The 17,395-nt window shown below is 50.9% G+C and carries 16 protein-coding genes and 2 tRNA genes; 4 read left to right on the top strand and 14 right to left on the bottom strand.

Annotation, left to right across the window (positions count from 1 at the left end; translation table 11 throughout):
- The first annotated feature begins 232 nt into the window (after positions 1–232).
- Genes F552_RS0110430 through F552_RS19080 form a run of 3 tightly spaced genes read left to right on the top strand, consistent with a single transcriptional unit; the run spans position 233 to position 1,579 of the window.
- Complete coding sequence (locus tag F552_RS0110430) at positions 233–805, top strand: RNA polymerase sigma factor (RefSeq protein ID WP_018151683.1); 573 nt, start codon at positions 233–235, stop codon at positions 803–805.
- On the top strand, positions 798–1,175 hold the full coding sequence (locus F552_RS0110425) for a DUF3619 family protein (protein WP_018151682.1): 378 nt from the start codon (positions 798–800) through the stop codon (positions 1,173–1,175). Before F552_RS0110430 ends, F552_RS0110425 begins: the two co-directional genes overlap by 8 nt.
- Positions 1,145–1,579 carry a DUF3106 domain-containing protein gene (locus F552_RS19080; protein WP_083917479.1) on the top strand — a complete coding sequence of 145 codons (435 nt, stop codon included), beginning with the start codon at positions 1,145–1,147 and terminating at the stop codon, positions 1,577–1,579. The genes F552_RS0110425 and F552_RS19080 overlap by 31 nt, the downstream gene beginning before the upstream one ends.
- Before the next feature lie 58 nt (positions 1,580–1,637).
- Here F552_RS19080 and F552_RS0110415 read toward each other — a convergent pair whose 3' ends face one another.
- The 12 genes from F552_RS0110415 to F552_RS0110360 form a co-directional block, all read right to left on the bottom strand.
- Positions 1,638–2,852, bottom strand: coding sequence for a diguanylate cyclase (locus tag F552_RS0110415; RefSeq protein WP_018151680.1), 1,215 nt, complete (start codon positions 2,850–2,852; stop codon positions 1,638–1,640).
- A gap of 102 nt (positions 2,853–2,954) precedes the next feature.
- Positions 2,955–4,073, bottom strand: coding sequence for a cell division protein ZapE (gene zapE / locus F552_RS0110410; RefSeq protein ID WP_018151679.1), 1,119 nt, complete (start codon positions 4,071–4,073; stop codon positions 2,955–2,957).
- Between the two features lie 17 nt (positions 4,074–4,090).
- Positions 4,091–4,588 carry a phosphatidylglycerophosphatase A family protein gene (locus tag F552_RS0110405; protein WP_018151678.1) on the bottom strand — a complete coding sequence of 166 codons (498 nt, stop codon included), beginning with the start codon at positions 4,586–4,588 and terminating at the stop codon, positions 4,091–4,093.
- Positions 4,589–4,608: 20 nt separating this feature from the next.
- On the bottom strand, positions 4,609–5,592 hold the full coding sequence (gene thiL, locus F552_RS0110400; protein WP_018151677.1) for a thiamine-phosphate kinase: 984 nt from the start codon (positions 5,590–5,592) through the stop codon (positions 4,609–4,611).
- 105 nt (positions 5,593–5,697) lie between these two features.
- Positions 5,698–6,144 carry a transcription antitermination factor NusB gene (nusB, locus tag F552_RS0110395; RefSeq protein WP_018151676.1) on the bottom strand — a complete coding sequence of 149 codons (447 nt, stop codon included), beginning with the start codon at positions 6,142–6,144 and terminating at the stop codon, positions 5,698–5,700.
- 72 nt (positions 6,145–6,216) lie between these two features.
- Positions 6,217–6,687 (bottom strand): 6,7-dimethyl-8-ribityllumazine synthase, encoded by a 471-nt coding sequence (gene ribH / locus F552_RS0110390; RefSeq protein WP_018151675.1) that lies wholly within the window; start codon positions 6,685–6,687, stop codon positions 6,217–6,219.
- Between the two features lie 98 nt (positions 6,688–6,785).
- Positions 6,786–7,880, bottom strand: a complete 1,095-nt coding sequence (ribBA, locus tag F552_RS0110385) for a bifunctional 3,4-dihydroxy-2-butanone-4-phosphate synthase/GTP cyclohydrolase II (RefSeq protein ID WP_018151674.1) — start codon at positions 7,878–7,880, stop codon at positions 6,786–6,788.
- 175 nt (positions 7,881–8,055) lie between these two features.
- Positions 8,056–10,353 carry a DNA topoisomerase IV subunit A gene (gene parC / locus F552_RS0110380; protein WP_018151673.1) on the bottom strand — a complete coding sequence of 766 codons (2,298 nt, stop codon included), beginning with the start codon at positions 10,351–10,353 and terminating at the stop codon, positions 8,056–8,058.
- 70 nt (positions 10,354–10,423) lie between these two features.
- The gene (gene parE, locus F552_RS0110375; protein WP_026182608.1) at positions 10,424–12,400 is read right to left on the bottom strand and encodes a DNA topoisomerase IV subunit B; all 1,977 of its coding nucleotides are present in this window, start codon (positions 12,398–12,400) and stop codon (positions 10,424–10,426) included.
- Between the two features lie 110 nt (positions 12,401–12,510).
- Entirely contained in the window at positions 12,511–13,191 is a 681-nt protein-coding gene (locus F552_RS19075) for a MarC family protein (RefSeq protein ID WP_018151671.1), read from the bottom strand.
- A gap of 167 nt (positions 13,192–13,358) precedes the next feature.
- Positions 13,359–13,432 (bottom strand) — tRNA-Arg (locus F552_RS0110365).
- A 191-nt stretch (positions 13,433–13,623) separates the two neighbouring features.
- A tRNA-Pro gene (locus F552_RS0110360) sits at positions 13,624–13,700 on the bottom strand.
- A 119-nt stretch (positions 13,701–13,819) separates the two neighbouring features.
- Between F552_RS0110360 and folD the strand changes: the two genes are divergently transcribed.
- Entirely contained in the window at positions 13,820–14,674 is an 855-nt protein-coding gene (gene folD / locus F552_RS0110355) for a bifunctional methylenetetrahydrofolate dehydrogenase/methenyltetrahydrofolate cyclohydrolase FolD (RefSeq protein ID WP_018151670.1), read from the top strand.
- A gap of 69 nt (positions 14,675–14,743) precedes the next feature.
- On the opposite strand, the gene F552_RS0110350 is transcribed toward folD, so the two are convergent.
- Positions 14,744–16,786 carry a putative bifunctional diguanylate cyclase/phosphodiesterase gene (locus F552_RS0110350; RefSeq protein WP_018151669.1) on the bottom strand — a complete coding sequence of 681 codons (2,043 nt, stop codon included), beginning with the start codon at positions 16,784–16,786 and terminating at the stop codon, positions 14,744–14,746.
- A gap of 117 nt (positions 16,787–16,903) precedes the next feature.
- Complete coding sequence (ybaK, locus tag F552_RS0110345) at positions 16,904–17,386, bottom strand: Cys-tRNA(Pro) deacylase (RefSeq protein ID WP_018151668.1); 483 nt, start codon at positions 17,384–17,386, stop codon at positions 16,904–16,906.
- Between the last annotated feature and the right edge of the window lie 9 nt (positions 17,387–17,395).

Raw genomic sequence — 17,395 nt, 5'->3', positions numbered from 1 at the left:
GACTTGGGTCCATACATGACATTAAGTATGACATTTTACCTTGTTGCCCCTGACAACAACACCCGCATGGCCTATTATGTTTTGATAGCCAAAAACCGGCAAAGCTCATACTATTCGGCCTCTTGAAAAGTTTATGTAAATCACTATTATCTTAATTTCATGTCAACCGGATTTATTGTGTTACGTTTAAAAGACAAAGAAACATCAGATTGTTGCCAGAAGGCCTTGCCAAATGGCTAGTAGAGCAGAACTGTCGCAATTTCTTGTTGATATAGAAAAACGCGCCTACAGACACGCACGATTAGCCGTACAGCATGAAGATACTGCGCTAGACCTGGTTCAGGATGCCATGCTGAAGCTGGTAGACAAATACCAGGACAAACCGGTGGAAGAGCTACCCATGCTTTTTCATCGTATATTGCAAAACGTGATTACCGATCACCATCGTCGGCAAAAGGTCCGGAATTTCTGGGTACTGCCGTTCAGTCTCTTCACCAAAGAAGACGATGATGATGAAGTGGACCTGCTATCCACCGTTGAAAGTGAGTCTTCCTACGGGCAAGATCCGCGCAAGATGCTGGGTAACCAGCAAACCATCAACATTATTGAAGCCGGCTTAGCCCGGCTGCCAGCACGACAGCGAGAAGCATTCCTGCTCCGTTACTGGGAAGAACACGATGTTGCCACCACGGCCGCCCTGATGGGGTGCTCGGAAGGCAGCGTAAAAACACACTGTGCCAGGGCCAATGCCAGTCTGACACAATGGCTATCGGAACATGGCATCAAGGAGACAGATCATGACTGATTCGCATCAGCACACAGCCCGGCTAGTAAAAGCCGCGCTGGATCATCGCCTTGAGAATGAATCCGAGCGCTTGCAATTGCGTCTGGCCACAGCAAGACAATCCGCCCTCAGCCAATACAAACCGGCAGAAGAACGCAGTACATGGTGGAAAGTTTCCCACGTCCTGCATCTGGCACAACACCCGTTTGCCTATTCTGCGAGCGCTTGTCTGCTCACACTGGCGATTGGGGCGGGCTGGTGGATGACCGCTCAGGACACCCAAGACCAAGTTGACGTCGATACTCAATTATTAACTGATGAGCTTCCACCTCACGCATATCTGGATGAACAGTTTTCCAAATGGCTAGAAGATACACGCAATCCTTCCTGATATTGGTGCTTGGCTTGTGGTCTGGCTTAGCTGTGGCCGTCACGCCAGAAGCGCCGGCATCCTGGTCCCAACTGACCAGTAAGCAAAAATCGGTGCTAGCACCGCTGGCCAATGACTGGGGAAAACTGGGAGAGCATCAACGCAACAGCATGCTGGGTATTGCTTCGCGATATGACTCTCTGCCGAAAGAACAGCAAGAAAGACTGCAAAAGAGGCTAAAGCAATGGGTAGCCATGACCCCCGAGCAACGCAAAAAAGCCCGGGAACAATACCTGAAATACAAAGCCTTGCCAGTACAGCAGCAAAAAACAATTAGTAAGCAGCAGAAAGAAAGTGCGGCTTCAGCTAAACCAGCAAAGAAGTTAATACCACCCAAGCCTGTCGCTGCCAGTACAGCACCATAAAAATACCCCGGTAGACATGATTCTCCGGGGTATTTTTTTCAACCAGACGTCACACACATCAACTGTTGTTTTGCATTTTCTGTCTGGCCGCATCGAGCGGCAAACCCAAACCATAATATGCATTCATGAGCTCCAAGAGTGGCAGCAGCTCGTGGAAGAGTGCTGGCATGTGTGCAATAACCTCTTCATGCCTGCCTGCCGTTAGCCAGTCAATGGCTTGCTGGATTTTGATATTGTCAGACTCGATCTGGCCCGCATCCGGACTGACTGTGTTCTCAGCAGACATTGGCAGCAGTGGAGCTGGCTCCGTGGAGGCCACTTCAACTGCCAGATTTGCCTCAATCCAGTTACCCCCCTGATCTTGTGCATGTTTACGTCTGGCGACCGCCAGCGATAACAAACTTAAGAAATCATGTTCTTTCTCGATCTGATCCCGGCTAGCCACACCAATGCTACAGGACAATTTGATGGTATCGCCTTTAAAGGTGATTTTGGCGGCACTGGTAGACTGGCAAATCCGGTCAGCCGCAATCAGTGCCTGATTCAAAGACGCAACCGGCAACACGATGACAAAGTGCTGATCCTCACAACGGGCCACCACGTCTTCACCACGCAGCTTGCCAGTCAGCATTTTGCCCACCAGTTGCAGTATCTTGTTACAGACGGCTTCCGGGTAACGGTTTAAAAGCTCGTCAAACCGGTCTATTGTCAACGAGAGAACAGACATGGCCTGATCATGCCTGCGAGTATAGGCAAGCAGCTTGTCGCCTTGCTTGATCAGGCTGTTTCTTGTAAAAAGCCCTGTTACAGCATCCGTCGTCGCATCTTCCGCAATGGTTTTCTGCGCCTCGACCAATTCTTTTTCTGCGGTTGAACGGGCAAGATTCGACTGGATGCGAGCCAGGAGCTCAACCTGATCTGTAGATTTGGTAATGAAATCACTCGCCCCAAGCGATACGGCATGACTTTTTGCATCATCATCGTCATCTCCGGAAATGATGATGACAGGTACCCGGCGGATTCTCTGGTCTTCAGATGAGCGGATGCGCTGTAACAAGGCATGGCCATCCAGTTTGGGCATGGATACATCACTGATCACCAGCTGAATCATGTTATCCAGCGTCAAGCGTGCCCACCCTGCCTCACCGTCCGCCTCTTCCAGCAGGTCATATGTATCTGCAAGATGTTTTTTCAGAGATGCCCGGACCATGCGCGAATCATCCACGATCAACAATCTTGGGCGTTCCACGAGTAGATTATCATTCGTTAACATAGCCATTCCTCAAGCTTTGACGCTGCATCCCTATTCATACCAGGCCATACCGGATAGGCCGCATTGCAAACACTTCATAAACCGGGTGCTGCTACACACTACTTAACCCAGATGAGCCAATGCCAGATATTCTTTGCTTTGCATTTCTTCCAGCCGGCTAATCGTGCGGAAGAACTCATTAGCAAAACTACCTTCAGTATAGAGCTCGCTGGCGGGTACATCGGCAGAAATAAAGAGTTTTACACGCTGGTCGTAGCAAACATCCACAAGCCAGGTAAAACGCCGGGCTTCTGAAGACATGGACGATGTCATGCGTGGAACAGAAGACAAGATGATTGTATGGTTAGACCGCGCCAATTCCAGATAATCCACCTGCGATCTGGCACTTTTACACAATGTTGCAAAATCAAACCAGACAACCCCGGGTGCTAGCTTGAGCGGGTGTAATGTCCGTCCTTCAATATGCAGCACCGGTTTTAGTGCTTTACCCGTGGCGACAGATGAAAAAATCTCTTCCAGCTGCTGTTGGGTCTCGCTGGCCTGAGTCGGCAAATACACCGGGATCTTGGTCAGGGACCGTAGCCGGTAATCCTGTCCACCATCCACATTCAGCACGTTTAATTCCCGGTTCAGCAGATCAATGGTCGGAAGAAAATTCTCACGCTTCAATCCATTAGGGTACAGCTGATCAGGCGGGTAATTTGATGTCATGACAAAAATCACGCCACGCTCAAACAAGGCAGACATCAGACGCCCCAGAATCATGGCATCAGCAATGTCAGATACATGAAACTCATCAAAACAGATGACCCGATATTTTTTGGCCAGTTTATCCGCAACCGTAATCAGCGGATCTGCCTCGCCTTTTAACGCTTTCAGCTCGGCATGGATATCGAACATGAAATGGTGGAAATGCAACCGGACTTTGCGCTTGTAAGGCAGACAGGTAAAGAAGGCATCCATCAGGAAACTCTTGCCCCTGCCAACACCACCCCACATATACAGCCCTTTGGGCAGTTTTGGCGAAGGCAGAATGGCGGCAAATGTGCGATGACGCTTCTGCCGGAACACCAGCAATTCCTGATAGAGCGCTTCCAGCTGGGCAATGGCGGTGGCCTGTGCTTCATCTGCATGAAACCCGCGCTGCTGCAATGTAGCGCCATACCAGGCTGCCGGTGAAAGGTGGGTATTTTTATCAGGAGAAAACGCGTGTTGAGACATGATGACCTAATTCATTCTTAAACTGTAAACTGGCGCACAAACACCATATGCCCGATCAGGAAAACAACCCAAGCCATGATCGCAGCAACAATATCATCCCACATCACGCCAAAACCGCTTTTCAGGTGACGATCAAACCAGCGAATAGGCCACGGCTTGAGAATGTCAAAAAACCGGAATAGCAGTAAGCCAGCCAATTGGGAAGCAAGGGTTTGAGGGATGACCGAAAACAGCAATACGCATGCGACAATTTCATCCCAGACAATGGCCCCATGGTCGACCACACCCAAGGCCTTGCCCGCTTTGCCACAAACGTAGACCCCTAGAAGAAACAGAGGAAGGGAAAGCACAAGAATCTGCAAGGGTGACAAGAACATCATCAACAGCAGATAAAATGGCCAAGCCGCGATCGAGCCAAAAGTACCAGGTGCCTTAGGTGCCAGGCCGCTACCAAACCCCAAGGCCAGAAAATGGGCGGGATGTTGTAAAAGAAAAGCAAGATTGGGCTTTGTCATACGGTTACCTCGTTTGCGTTTCAGCTTTCGGCTTTGTCAGCCGGACTAAAATGGTCAAATGCTTGCAACTCAATATGGACTGGCTGATGATGCCGGGTCCAGATAACCGGACGGGACGCAGGCTCTGCCTGCATGCGACCAATGCGGGTTAGCCGTATGTTAAGCCGTTCTGACACCTCAAGCAGCGCATCACGCTGCTCGCAGGGCGCCGTAAAACATAGCTCATAATCATCCCCGCCGGCCAGTATGCACGGCCAGAAACCCGCATAGTCCTCATAGGCAGCAGCAACATCCGATACAGGAACCAGGCTGACATCTACTTCGGCGGTCAGATGGGATTTTTGGGCAATATGCCCCAGATCCCCCGCCAAACCGTCCGAAATATCCAGCATGGCATTTGCCTTACCCACCAAAGCCAGCCCCAGCTCACAACGCGGCACAGGCCTTTCTAGCCGGTCACGCAAAAAGGTAAGGTGCTCCGTATCTTTGAGCACCAGTTTGCCCTGCAATGCATGCAAACCAAGAGCAGCATCCCCAAGACACCCGCTGACCCAGATATCATCCATGGGTTGGGCCGTATGGCGACAAATGGCCAAACCCGTGTCGACCTCCCCCATGATCTGGATAGAAATCGTCAGCGGTCCACCTGTTGTGTCCCCCCCAACCAGGTCTACGCCATGCTGCTGCGCCAGCGCGAAAAAACCAGCAGAAAAACGTGCCAGCCAGTCATGATTGACATTGGGAAGTGCAATGGCCAGCGTCGCCCATTTTGGTGTCGCACCCATGGCAGCGATATCTGACAAATTGACCGCGAGCGATTTATGCCCCAGCAGAAATGGATCAACATCAGCAAAGAAATGCCTGCCTTCAACCAGCATATCGGTTGATACAACCAGTTGTTTGCCTGCACCAACGGAAATAATGGCCGCGTCGTCCCCAACCCCCAAATCAGCGGAAGGGGACGAACGGTGAAAATATTGACGGATTAAGTCAAATTCAGACACAGGATTAGCACATCCTGAGAAAGGAAAACATACTTGCCTCTTGGCTTACAGACAAAAAGCAATCGTCGTCCGGATATACAAAGAACAATGGAACCTGCTTTTTGCTCAGCGAGGTGCGCCCACTTCATTGGCACGCAACTTGGCAGCCAGTTTGTCCAGCACGCCATTGACATACTTGTGCCCATCGGTGCCGCCAAATGTCTTGGCCAGTTCAATCGCTTCGTTAATCACGACACGATAAGGCACATCCAGCAGGTGAGAAAACTCGAAAGTCGCCAATAATAATACAGAACGCTCTACCGGGCTGATCTCTTCATAAGGACGGTCCAGAAAAGCAGCGATTTCTTCTTTCAGAGTTTCAGCATTCGAAATACAGCCAGACAGCAAGCTTTTGAACATTGGAATATCGCATTTATTGAAGTCTTCAACTTCATCACGCAGGTTCAATTCGATATTCAGCGTATCGTGGTCTGTAAACTGCCACTGGTATAAACCCTGAACCACCAGTTCACGGCTGCGACGACGCGCGCTTTTCTTTTGCACTTGACTCATGTAAGACAACCAATACTATCTATTACAACAATTGTTCAGGAAACTCGATATCTCAAAGCCAAAGGCTAAGACTCAAGCTATTTTCTTCAGCAGGCATGCCATTTCGACAGCAACGCGGGCAGCATCGGTACCCTTTTCGTGCATGCGAACTTCTGCCTGTTCATCATTTTCTGTGGTCAATACTGCATTGGCGATCGGGATACCCGCATCCAGACCAACACGAGTAATGGCGGAGCCTGACTCGTTGGAAACCAGTTCAAAGTGGTAGGTTTCGCCACGAATCACGGCACCCAATGCCACCATGGCATCAAATTTACCCGTTGCAGCCATTTTTTGCAGTACCAGCGGAATCTCCAGTGCACCGGCAACCGTGGCCAAGGTAACATCTTCTGCTTTAACACCAAGGGCAAACAGTTCTTTCAGGCATGCAGACAGCAGACCCTCACACACAGGGGTATTGAAACGGCTCATCACTACACCGATTTTCAGTCCGGCGCCATTCAGTTCGTTAGCAATTTCAACCAAGCCAGCATATTGAGTCATTATCCAAACCTTAACGTATTTTATTCGCCAATTCGTGATTATAGCATGTAGCCAAATTCACCTGAAAATTCAATCACAATACCCGATTTTACCCCGGCTTACTCCGTATGGGAGACAAAACCGGTAATCTCAAGGTTAAAACCGGTCATGCTGGCCAGTCTCATCGGTGCCGCCATTACACGCATTTTCTTTACCCCAATCTCGGACAGAATTTGAGCGCCAATACCGAATGTCTTGGCATCCCATTTGCCGCTGCGCGGCTCTGCCGGAGGCACAATCTTGGCCAGCAAATCATCCCCGGATTCAGGGCGATGCAACAGCAAGGCAACGCCCTTGCCTTCTTGCTGAATCTTTTCCAACGCCTTATACAGGCTCCATGAATGGCGTGACTCACCAGTATCCAGCGCGTCGATCAAGGAAATCGGCTCGTGCACACGGACCAGCACGTCGTCTTCGGGTGCAATGTCACCTTTCACAAGCGCCAGATGGACCTGACGGGATAATTTGTCGCGGAATGCCAGCAGCTGGAACTCCCCGGCAGGTGTTTGCACGGTTCTCTCGGCGACGCGCTCAACCAGGGTTTCTGTCTGGTGCCGGTAATGAATCAAATCGGCAATCGTACCGATCTTCAGACCATGGGTTTCAGCAAACACCAGCAACTCGGGCAAGCGAGCCATCGTGCCATCATCATTCATGATTTCACAAATAACCGCAGCAGGCTCAACACCAGCCAGTTTGCCCAGATCACAACCAGCCTCCGTATGGCCAGCACGTACCAGCACGCCACCATTCTGGGCTTTCAGGGGAAAGACATGTCCTGGCTGCACAATGTCAGATGCTTTGGCATTTCTGGCAACCGCTGTCTTGATGGTATGCGCCCGGTCAGCTGCAGAAATACCTGTTGTCACACCTTCTGCCGCCTCGATGGATACAGTGAAAGCAGTCCCAAACTGAGTACCGTTTCTTGCAGCCATCATGGCCAGATCCAGATGATTGACCCGCTCTTCCGTCAGGGTCAGGCAAATCAGGCCACGCCCGTATTTGGCCATGAAGTTAATGGCTTCTGGCGTGACGAACTCAGCCGCCATCACCAGATCACCTTCATTCTCCCGATCTTCTTCATCAACCAGTACGACCATGCGTCCTGCACGAATTTCCTGGATAATTTCTTGTACTGAAGCAATAGAAGACACTGCGGAATCCTTTTAAATATGAAGCCGTCCGGCGCAAATCAACAGACCTGGTACATGGCCCATGGCTGACCATATCGACGATTATACTGTACTCGGCACAGAACACCCTAGCGCGTCATAAGTCGCCATGCATCTGGATCAGGGCGACTCGTGACGATCCGATTTATTCCTGTGTTTAAAACAAACTGCCCATCGACTGACCACGCTTCAGGAATGCCTTGCCTTTACGGGCACGCTTACCCAGGTACTCGGCAAAACGCTCCCCTTCCAGCGCCACATTCTCAACCCGCCCTGTTCTCAGGGTGATATTGCTTTCAAAACGCTCGGTTTCACACCAGGCAAGGCTGGCAAGCGGGTCTCCATTATCCAGACCCATCAGAATAACGCCACGGCCTTTAGGCAGTATTTTGATTTCCGGCGCAGTTACTAGCAGCAATTTCCCGGCATCAGACAAGAACGCAAAATAACCGGTTGCACGCTCATCCGGCACCAGAAGTGGTGGTAGCGGTTTTTCACCTGCTTCTAGCGACATGAAAACCTTACCGGCACGCTGGCGGGTCAACATGTCAGACACCTTGCAGACAAACCCATAGCCACCGGTATTGGCGACCAACACGGTCTGATCGGCTGGCGCAGAAAAGACCTGAACAATTTTTGCCTTGTCCTGCAGCTCGATCAGTGTGGCCACCGGCACGCCATCACCACGGCCTGTCGGGACATCAGTCGGATCAATCTGATAACTGCGTCCGTTGCTATCGAGCACAATCACAGGATGGATCGTTCTGGTTTCCAGAGCTGCCAGCAGGCCATCACCGTCTTTGAAGCCCAAACTGCCCAAGTCAACACCATGCCCGTTTCTGGCTCTGATCCAGCCATTTTTGGAGAGCACAATGGTCACTGGTTCATTTGCCACTACCCGAGCAGCACCGGCACGGACGGCCTCTTCAATCACGGTTCTGCGGTCATCACCAAATTTTTCCGCATCGGCACGGATTTCATCAATAACCAACTTGCGGCGAGCATCTTCATTCGACAGCAAATGGTTGAGCTGATCGCGCTCTTCTTTCAGCCCTTTCAGCTCGGATTCAATTTTGAACCCTTCCAGTCTTGCCAGCTGGCGTAACCGGATCTCGAGAATGTCTTCCGCCTGAATGTCAGACAGACCAAAACGCGCCATCAGTGCCGGCTTTGGCTCATCCGACTCACGAATCACACGAATCACTTCTTCAATGTGCAAGAAGGCGATCATGCGACCATCAAGAATATGGATACGCTTTTCAACCTGACTCAGGCGGTGCTGCAAGCGACGGGTTACCGTTGCAAAACGGAACTGTCCCCACTCCTGCAGGATTTGCTTCAAATTCTTCTGTTGTGGCCGTCCGTCCAACCCCAGCATAACCAGGTTCAATGAAGCGGAGGTTTCCAGGCTGGTATGCGTCAGCAAGGCGGCCATGAACTCATTCGGATCAATCGTCCGGGATTTGGGTTCAAGCACCAGACGCACCGGGCTGTTCTGGTCCGAGTCATCACGTACTTTATCCAGCAAACCCACCATCAGGGTTTTGATGGTCTGCTGCTCAGGCGTAAGAGCCTTTTTGCCGGATTTGATCTGTGGATTGGTTGCTTCTTCGATTTCCAGCAACACTTTTTGGGTAGACGTGCCCGGCGGCAACTCTGTCACAATGACCCGCCACTGACCACGGGCCAATTGCTCGACTTCCCAACGCGCCCGGACACGCAAACTGCCACGCCCGCTTTCATAAGCGTTCTGCAGCTCCTGATCACTACTGATGATCTGCCCGCCCCCGGGGAAGTCCGGTGCAGGCATGAAAGTCCGCAACTCGGCGATATCGATATCCGGGTTTTCCAGCGTCGCAATCGCCGCAGCCGCTACCTCTCTCAAGTTGTGTGGCGGAATCTCTGTGGCCATCCCCACTGCAATACCGGATGCACCATTGAGCAACACCATGGGAAGGCGTGCAGGTAACAATAGAGGCTCTTGATTGGTACCATCGTAGTTCGGAATGAAATCAACGGTCCCCTGATCGAGTTCAGAAAGCAACAGTTCCGCCAGCGGGGTCAGGCGGGCTTCGGTATATCGCATGGCAGCTGCACCATCACCATCGCGGCTACCAAAGTTCCCCTGCCCGTCCACCAGCGGATAGCGCATCACAAAATCCTGGGCCAGGCGGACCATCGCCTCGTAAGCAGCGCTGTCACCATGAGGATGGTAATTACCCAGTACTTCACCCACAACCTTGGCACTTTTCACATGCTTGGCTGTCGAGGTCAACCCCATTCGGCGCATGGCATAGAGAATACGGCGCTGGACGGGTTTCTGTCCGTCTGCCACGTCAGGCAAAGCACGCCCCTTCACAACACTCATGGCGTATTCAAGATAGGCACGCTCGGCATAATCGCCTAATGCCAATGCATCATCAGGTAGCTCGGTTGTTATCACTTGTTCGGTCATGACTGGCCAATTAAAAGGGATTTATAAATTCAAGGATCCAGATCGCACTTCTGGTTATGGCAACCCAAGGTCAAATATCTGCTTCAACCTCATTGCCGCGTCGTTCCATCCATTCACGCCGACCGGAGGCTTCGCCTTTACCCATCAGCATGGACATTAATTGCCGGGTATCATGTTCGGCACCATCCACAATACTGACCTTGTACAAACGCCGGGTATCTGTGGACATGGTCGTTTCCTTTAACTGGTCTGCATTCATTTCACCCAGACCTTTGAAACGACCAACACTGATATGATCTTCACGAACACCTTCGTCTGTCAGGCGCTCCAGAATATGCTCGCGCTCGGCTTCATCCAGCGCATAGAACTTGCGTGCAGGACGTCCTTTACCCTGGCTCGCAGTATCAATCCGGTACAGTGGGGGTTTGGCAATATAGATGTGTCCGGCTGCGATCAACTTCGGGAAATGCCGGTAAAACAGGGTCAGCAGCAGGACCTGAATGTGCGAACCATCCACATCCGCATCCGACAGGATAATGATTTTTCCATACCGCAAACCGGACAAAACGCTATCCGGCTCAGTGACATCATGCGGATCCACCCCGATGGATGCAGAAATATCGGCAATCTCGCGATTGGCAAACAGCTGCTCCCGTGGTGTTTCAAGAGAGTTCAGCACCTTGCCGCGTAATGGCAAAATGGCCTGGTATTCTTTATCTCGCGCCAGTTTGGCAGACCCACCGGCAGAATCACCCTCTACCAGAAACAATTCGTTCCGCTCAGTATCTTCTGATCCGCAATCCGTCAGTTTCCCGGGCAGTACGGCGATACCAGAACTCTTGCGACGCTCCACCTTCTTGACTGAGCGCAAACGACTCATGGCCTGTGCAATGGCCAGTTCCGCAAGTTTCTTGCCTTCTTCAACGTGCTGGTTCAGCCATACTTCAAATGGCAACCGCACCACGCTGGCGACCAGTTTCAGTGCTTCACGGCTGTTGAGCTTCTCTTTAGTCTGACCCTGAAACTGAGGGTCCAGAACTTTGGCCGACAATACATACCGCACTCGTGACCAGACATCTTCCGCCTGCAATTTGACGTTTCGGGGCAGCAGATTATGGTGATCGATAAAATCACGTAATGCTTCAAACAAGCCGGTACGCAGTCCAGCTTCGTGTGTACCGCCAAGCGCCGTAGGAATCAGGTTCACGTAAGACTCACCGCCCCCAGACTCATTGGTCCAGGCCACCGCCCAGGAAGCACCTTCCCCCTCGGCAAATGCGTCGCCCTCCGCTGGTCTTCCACAGAAGCGTTCATCGGCAAAAATCGGGACAATCAGCTCACTATCCATGCACAGCTCTGCCAGATAGCCTTTCAAACCCTCCGGATAGGTCCAGTTTTTGGCCTCTATCGTGCCGTCTGCCTTTTCCTGATTCAGCGTTACAGTCGTGCCGGGCAGCAGTACCGCCTTGGCACGCAGCAAGCGCTCAAGCTCATGGATGCTGACCTTGGCAGACTCGAAATACTTTGCGTCTGGCCAAACCCTGACTTTGGTCCCGCTACGTTTTTGCCCGCAAGTGCCAATCTCCGCCAGCGGCTCAATCACGTCACCGCCAGAGAACACCAGCCGGTGCACTTTGGCTTCGCGCATGACCTCAACCTCCAGCCGGGTTGACAAGGCGTTGGTGACTGACACACCGACCCCATGCAAGCCGCCAGAAAAGCTATACGCGCCGCCATCCTTTTTATTGAACTTGCCCCCGGCATGCAAACGGGTAAATACCAATTCGACAACAGGTACGTGTTCATCCGGATGCAAACCGACCGGTATGCCGCGGCCGTCATCTGCAACGGTCAAAGAACCATCATGATGCAACGTGACTTCAATTTTCTTGGCAAAACCAGCCAATGCCTCATCTGCCGCGTTATCGATTACTTCCTGGCAAATATGAGTAGGGTCCGTGGTCCGGGTATACATCCCGGGACGCTCCTTTACGGGCTCCAGGCCTTTTAATACCCTGACGGACGATTCATCGTATAGCTTTGACATAAGCGGAAATTCCAGTACGGCAAATATAGGTTGGCGTCGTTATACCATGCTTTAAAAAATTGATAAAGAACGAACGTACCAAAACATCGGATTTCATCAATTTGCCAGCATTAGCCGGCAGCCAGAGACTTTTGCAACAGGTGCGCAAGCTCCAGCACCCCACCCCAGGTAATCTGCAAGCCGACGCACAAAGCGATAAAGGCAGAAAGCTGCAAGAAGATATGAGTCCCGGTTTCCCCCAGCAACTTGCTGACCTTATCGGCAAAGCGATAACTGATGAAAATACACACCCCGATGATGGCAGCACCGGCCACACCGGCTGGCAACCAGTATAAGTCTTCAATACGGCTATCAGGCACAGATGCGCCCAGCGTAATGGAAATAGAGATAGACCCGGGCCCAACCGTTAGCGGGAATGTCAGCGGATAGAATGCCTTTTTCAGTGCCGTGCCATATCTGGGTTTGTTAAGTTCAACAGCGGATTTTGGTGTTTCATCCGGATTCAATAGACTCCAGCCAATCGATGTCACCAGCAACCCGCCCCCCACCTTCACGATCGGAATCGAAATACCAAAGAAATTCAGGACATAAGACCCGATTTCCAGCGACACCAGAATGACAAAGAAGCCATAAATGGCTGTTTTTCGGGCAAGGATATTCCGGGTTGCCGCAGTATCTTGCTTGGTTTGCGACAAAAATATCGGTACCTGGCCAACCGGATTGATAATTGGCAGCAATGCTGCTGCAATCAAGAGCGTATTCTGAATCAGAAAAGACCAAAGATGAGACATTTCACACCCTTAATGGAAAACGTAAGAAACACCATCAATACACAAGGCAAGACGAAATCAAATCCTGGATTCAATTCATCAATGCTTTGGACGGAGTATAACAACACCGTTGGCGTATTCGCATGCAATATCGGGAAAAAAGGGGTATTACCTAGAGAACATCAGAGCGCGACAGGAGGGAGTCGAACCCCCGACCGGTGACTTAGAAGGTCACTGCTCTATCCAACTGAGCTACTGCCGCTTTGAAAAACAACTGCTACAACCAGAATCACGAGACATTCTACAATAGAACCGAACAATGTTCATGTTTCAAGGGACTGCGAATATAACACACTCTAAATGCATGTCAAATCCTGGCCTTCATCGCGTGATGCAATGACAAGGCCTGAAAATTAAAAAAGCGCAATGTTTGCACATTGCGCTTTTTTAATTTGGTCGGTGTGGAGAGGTTCGAACTCCCGACCCTCTGGTCCCAAACCAGATGCGCTACCAGGCTGCGCTACACACCGAACCGGAGGACGTGACTATACCTAGATCATAAGGGAGTGTCAAATTTTTTCTTGCTTGAGTCAGGCGGCTATTGGGTGAGATAATTCGGCTTTCACAACATAATGAATATAGCCTCCCCATGACTGCACGCATTCTTGATGGTAAATCCATTTCTCAACGGATTATTAATCAGCTGGCCGAACGCACCAAGGTTTTGATTGCACAGGGAAAACGCAGCCCGACACTGGCCGTTGTGCTGGTGGGCGACAACGCTGCCTCCGCAATCTATGTCAGAAACAAGAAAAATGCCTGCGAAAAATCCGGTATTCGCTCCATTTCCCATGAGTTGCCAGCATCGACAACTCAGACTGATTTGCTGACATTGGTTAACAAGCTGAATAATGATGCGGAAGTGGATGGCATTCTTGTCCAGTTGCCATTGCCTGCACACATTGATGCAGATGCAGTCACTGCCGCTATTGACCCCAAGAAGGATGTGGATGGTTTCCACTCCTATAATATCGGCCGCCTGGCACAGAAGATGCCTCTCCTGAGACCTTGTACACCCAAAGGCATGATGACCCTACTGGAAGAAACCGGCGAAGACCTGGTGGGTAAAAATGCGGTTGTTGTCGGCGCATCCAATATTGTCGGCCGCCCGATGGCGCTGGAACTCTTGATGGCGCGCTGTACGATTACGGTTTGCCACAGTGCCACCAAGGAACTCGCTGAGCATGTATCGCGTGCCGATATTGTTGTCGCTGCCGTAGGTCGTCCACAGTTCGTTAAAGGTGACTGGATCAAGCCGGGTGCCATTGTTCTGGATGTGGGTATTAACCGGCTGGATGATGACCGGATTACGGGCGATGTTGAGTATGAAGTTGCCAAACAAAAAGCAAGCTGGATTACCCCTGTGCCAGGTGGTGTCGGCCCGATGACGGTTGCTTCACTGATGGAAAATACATTTATTGCAGCAGGCTTGCTGGAAGACTGATCTCCCTGTCGCCCAGTTCCCCATGCTACACAATAAACACAAAGGCCTGCTAAATGCAGGCCTTTGTGTTTATTCGGTCCTATCCATTGACCTGAATTCTTGCCTGTCTCTGTAGGATGCAAATAGCTCTGGTGGCACTGGCGGGCTAAACAGATAACCTTGATACTCGTGACATCCCTGCTCCTTCAGCCATGCCAGTTGCGCTTCCGTCTCAACCCCTTCCACGACAATTTTCAGGTTCATGACTTTTGCGAGCGCAACAATCAGACCCGTAATAGCTTCAAACTCATCCAGTTTCTGCACAAACGATTTGTCTATCTTCATGCAGTCAATCGGATAACGACGTAGATAGGCAAGATTTGAATACCCGGTACCAAAATCGTCAATTGCAATACTGAAGCCGGAATCCTGAAGCCGGGTCAGCATCTGTATGGTTTTGTGATCATTCCCGAGCAGCGCAGACTCGGTAATTTCCAGTTCAAAATCTGCAGGGTTGGCTGATAACTCGGTGAACATGGCACATATGTCCTCCGCTAACTCAGGGTTCGCAAATTGGCGTGGCGACAAATTGACGGATATTTTGAGATGCCAGCCTTGCGACAACCAGATTTTTTGGTAGCGGATAGCTTCGTGCAATACGAACATGTCCAGCTGGTCAATAATCCCGCAGTCCTCACATAACGTGATAAACACACCGGGGGCAATAATCCCTCTTTCAGGGTGACGCCATCTGACAAGAGCCTCTGCCCCGGTAATACAACCATTTTTTGCATTGATCCGGGGCTGAAAGAACACCTCGAACTGATCATTCACCAGCGCATGTTTCAACTCGTTTTCAAGCACATGCCGGCTTTGGATTGCCTCTGTCAGATCCCGGGTAAAAAATGCGTAACGGTTTCGCCCCTCATCCTTGGCCCGATACATGGCCAAGTCTGCATTTCGCATCAAGTGGTTAATGTCTTTTGCATCTTTCGGGGCAAGGCTAACCCCTATCGATAAGGTGGGGTGAATGAGAGAGCCAGAAACAACAAGCGGGTCACTTAATCGCTCCAGCAAGGTCTCACATAATGATTTTGCATGGGTTTCGATATGCCGCGCCGTACTCAATACGACGAACTCATCCCCACCCAGTCTGGCCAGCATGTCGCCTGGGTTCATCAGATCGGTCAACCGGCTGGCCATCTGTACAAGCAACATGTCCCCAACCGTGTGCCCCAGCGAATCATTGACTTGCTTGAAGTGATCCAGATCGATGAAGATCAGTGCAGCTTCCTGACCGTGTGATAACAGTACCTGTAACTGTTTTTCAAAGTGCTGCAGCACATAGTTACGGTTAGGCAACCCTGTCAGAATGTCGTGTTCTGCCAGATAACTCGCCTTGCCCTCGGCCATTTTCAGATCACTGACATCCAGTTCGCTGACCAGAATGGCCTGCTCTCCAGTGACCGGATCATGACAAACACGGGCAGAAATTTCATGCCAGCGCTTTCCGTGGTTGGTCATCATCAGCGCCGTCTGCTGGCAAAAGCCATGCAGATCCATTGTACTTTTCAGACGCAAATAATCTTCTTGTGCGGCAAACCCGTAAGGATAAGGAATCAGATTCAGGGGAAATGACGCTCTGGCAGCAGGGTTTTGATACAGCACATCCCCATCAGGCGAATAGAGGGAGATCATGGTATTGGTATGCAGTAATGCCTCAACACTGCGCAAGGTCTCCGGGTCTCCCCGATATTCACTCTCAACTTCGCACAGCATGGCCACACGGCCATCTTCCAGACGGATACCACTAAAGAAAACCTTGAACGTCTTGGCGACCCCCTTCGGGTACAGGGTCCAGATCTCGGTAAAACGCGCCTGATTGCGCTCAAAGTCTTGCTGGTATTGTTGCAACCGGCGGGTGACGGCATGAGACATGTCTGCCGCCATGTCGCGGTCTTGCAGTGCAGTCAAGGATTCGGCATTCCAGATATCAAGTGCCGGCGGATTTGCCCAATAAATCCGCGACTCATCAATATCAAAAATCCATACCGGGCTGGTGAGTGCATTCAAGACGCTGAAGCTATTACTCAACAGGCCCAGGCTATCAGGTAATCTGGTCACAACCCCCATCACGACATCGCCTTTTGAAATCTAACTTTAAGCACACCAACAATCCATTTATCATAGAACAATTAGATTCGCGATGCCTAGCAATACTTTGCCATTTTGATGGTCTGAGACGAAAAATCAGACGCCAACCGTAACAAACTGGATATCCAGTACTTGCAATAGATCCCGAGGGCTCATCTTGACCAGAAAACCACGTTTCCCCCCATTGATCCAGAATGTGTCGAGTGCCTGAATGCTTGCTTCAGCATAAACAGGCATGGACTTGCGTGTGCCGAACGGGGAAGTCCCCCCCACCAGATAGCCTGTGTGCTTGTTGGCAGTCTCAGGCTGGCAAGGGGTAATCTTCTTTTTGCCAATAAGTCTGGCCAGTGCCTGGGCAGAAACATCCATATCCCCGTGCATCAAGACAATCAGGGGCTGCTTGCTTTCATCTTCAAACACAATGGTCTTGATGACCAAATGTTCTGCAACCCCAAGCGCCTCACTACTGGCACGTGTTCCGCCCTTTTCCACGTATTCATATAAAAAAGGCGTGAACTGCACATTGGCTGCACGCAGTGCCCTTACCGCTGTGGTTACCGGATACTTGTCGTCTTTCATGTCTGTTCT

Origin of the sequence: Leeia oryzae DSM 17879 (genome assembly GCF_000376945.1) — a bacterium.
Lineage (GTDB): Bacteria > Pseudomonadota > Gammaproteobacteria > Burkholderiales > Leeiaceae > Leeia > Leeia oryzae.
This window is presented reverse-complemented; position numbering and strand designations above follow the sequence as displayed.

What these genes read in the sequence shown, in the direction of transcription:
- F552_RS0110430 (WP_018151683.1), top strand. Translation starts at nt 233, where the DNA reads ATGGCTAGTAGAGCAGAACTGTCGCAATTTCTTGTTGATATAGAAAAA.
- F552_RS0110425 (WP_018151682.1), top strand. Translation starts at nt 798, where the DNA reads ATGACTGATTCGCATCAGCACACAGCCCGGCTAGTAAAAGCCGCGCTG.
- F552_RS19080 (WP_083917479.1), top strand. Translation starts at nt 1,145, where the DNA reads ATGGCTAGAAGATACACGCAATCCTTCCTGATATTGGTGCTTGGCTTG.
- F552_RS0110415 (WP_018151680.1), bottom strand. Translation starts at nt 2,852, where the DNA reads ATGTTAACGAATGATAATCTACTCGTGGAACGCCCAAGATTGTTGATC.
- zapE (WP_018151679.1), bottom strand. Translation starts at nt 4,073, where the DNA reads ATGTCTCAACACGCGTTTTCTCCTGATAAAAATACCCACCTTTCACCG.
- F552_RS0110405 (WP_018151678.1), bottom strand. Translation starts at nt 4,588, where the DNA reads ATGACAAAGCCCAATCTTGCTTTTCTTTTACAACATCCCGCCCATTTT.
- nusB (WP_018151676.1), bottom strand. Translation starts at nt 6,144, where the DNA reads ATGAGTCAAGTGCAAAAGAAAAGCGCGCGTCGTCGCAGCCGTGAACTG.
- ribH (WP_018151675.1), bottom strand. Translation starts at nt 6,687, where the DNA reads ATGACTCAATATGCTGGCTTGGTTGAAATTGCTAACGAACTGAATGGC.
- parC (WP_018151673.1), bottom strand. Translation starts at nt 10,353, where the DNA reads ATGACCGAACAAGTGATAACAACCGAGCTACCTGATGATGCATTGGCA.
- parE (WP_026182608.1), bottom strand. Translation starts at nt 12,400, where the DNA reads ATGTCAAAGCTATACGATGAATCGTCCGTCAGGGTATTAAAAGGCCTG.
- F552_RS19075 (WP_018151671.1), bottom strand. Translation starts at nt 13,191, where the DNA reads ATGTCTCATCTTTGGTCTTTTCTGATTCAGAATACGCTCTTGATTGCA.
- folD (WP_018151670.1), top strand. Translation starts at nt 13,820, where the DNA reads ATGACTGCACGCATTCTTGATGGTAAATCCATTTCTCAACGGATTATT.
- F552_RS0110350 (WP_018151669.1), bottom strand. Translation starts at nt 16,786, where the DNA reads ATGGGGGTTGTGACCAGATTACCTGATAGCCTGGGCCTGTTGAGTAAT.
- ybaK (WP_018151668.1), bottom strand. Translation starts at nt 17,386, where the DNA reads ATGAAAGACGACAAGTATCCGGTAACCACAGCGGTAAGGGCACTGCGT.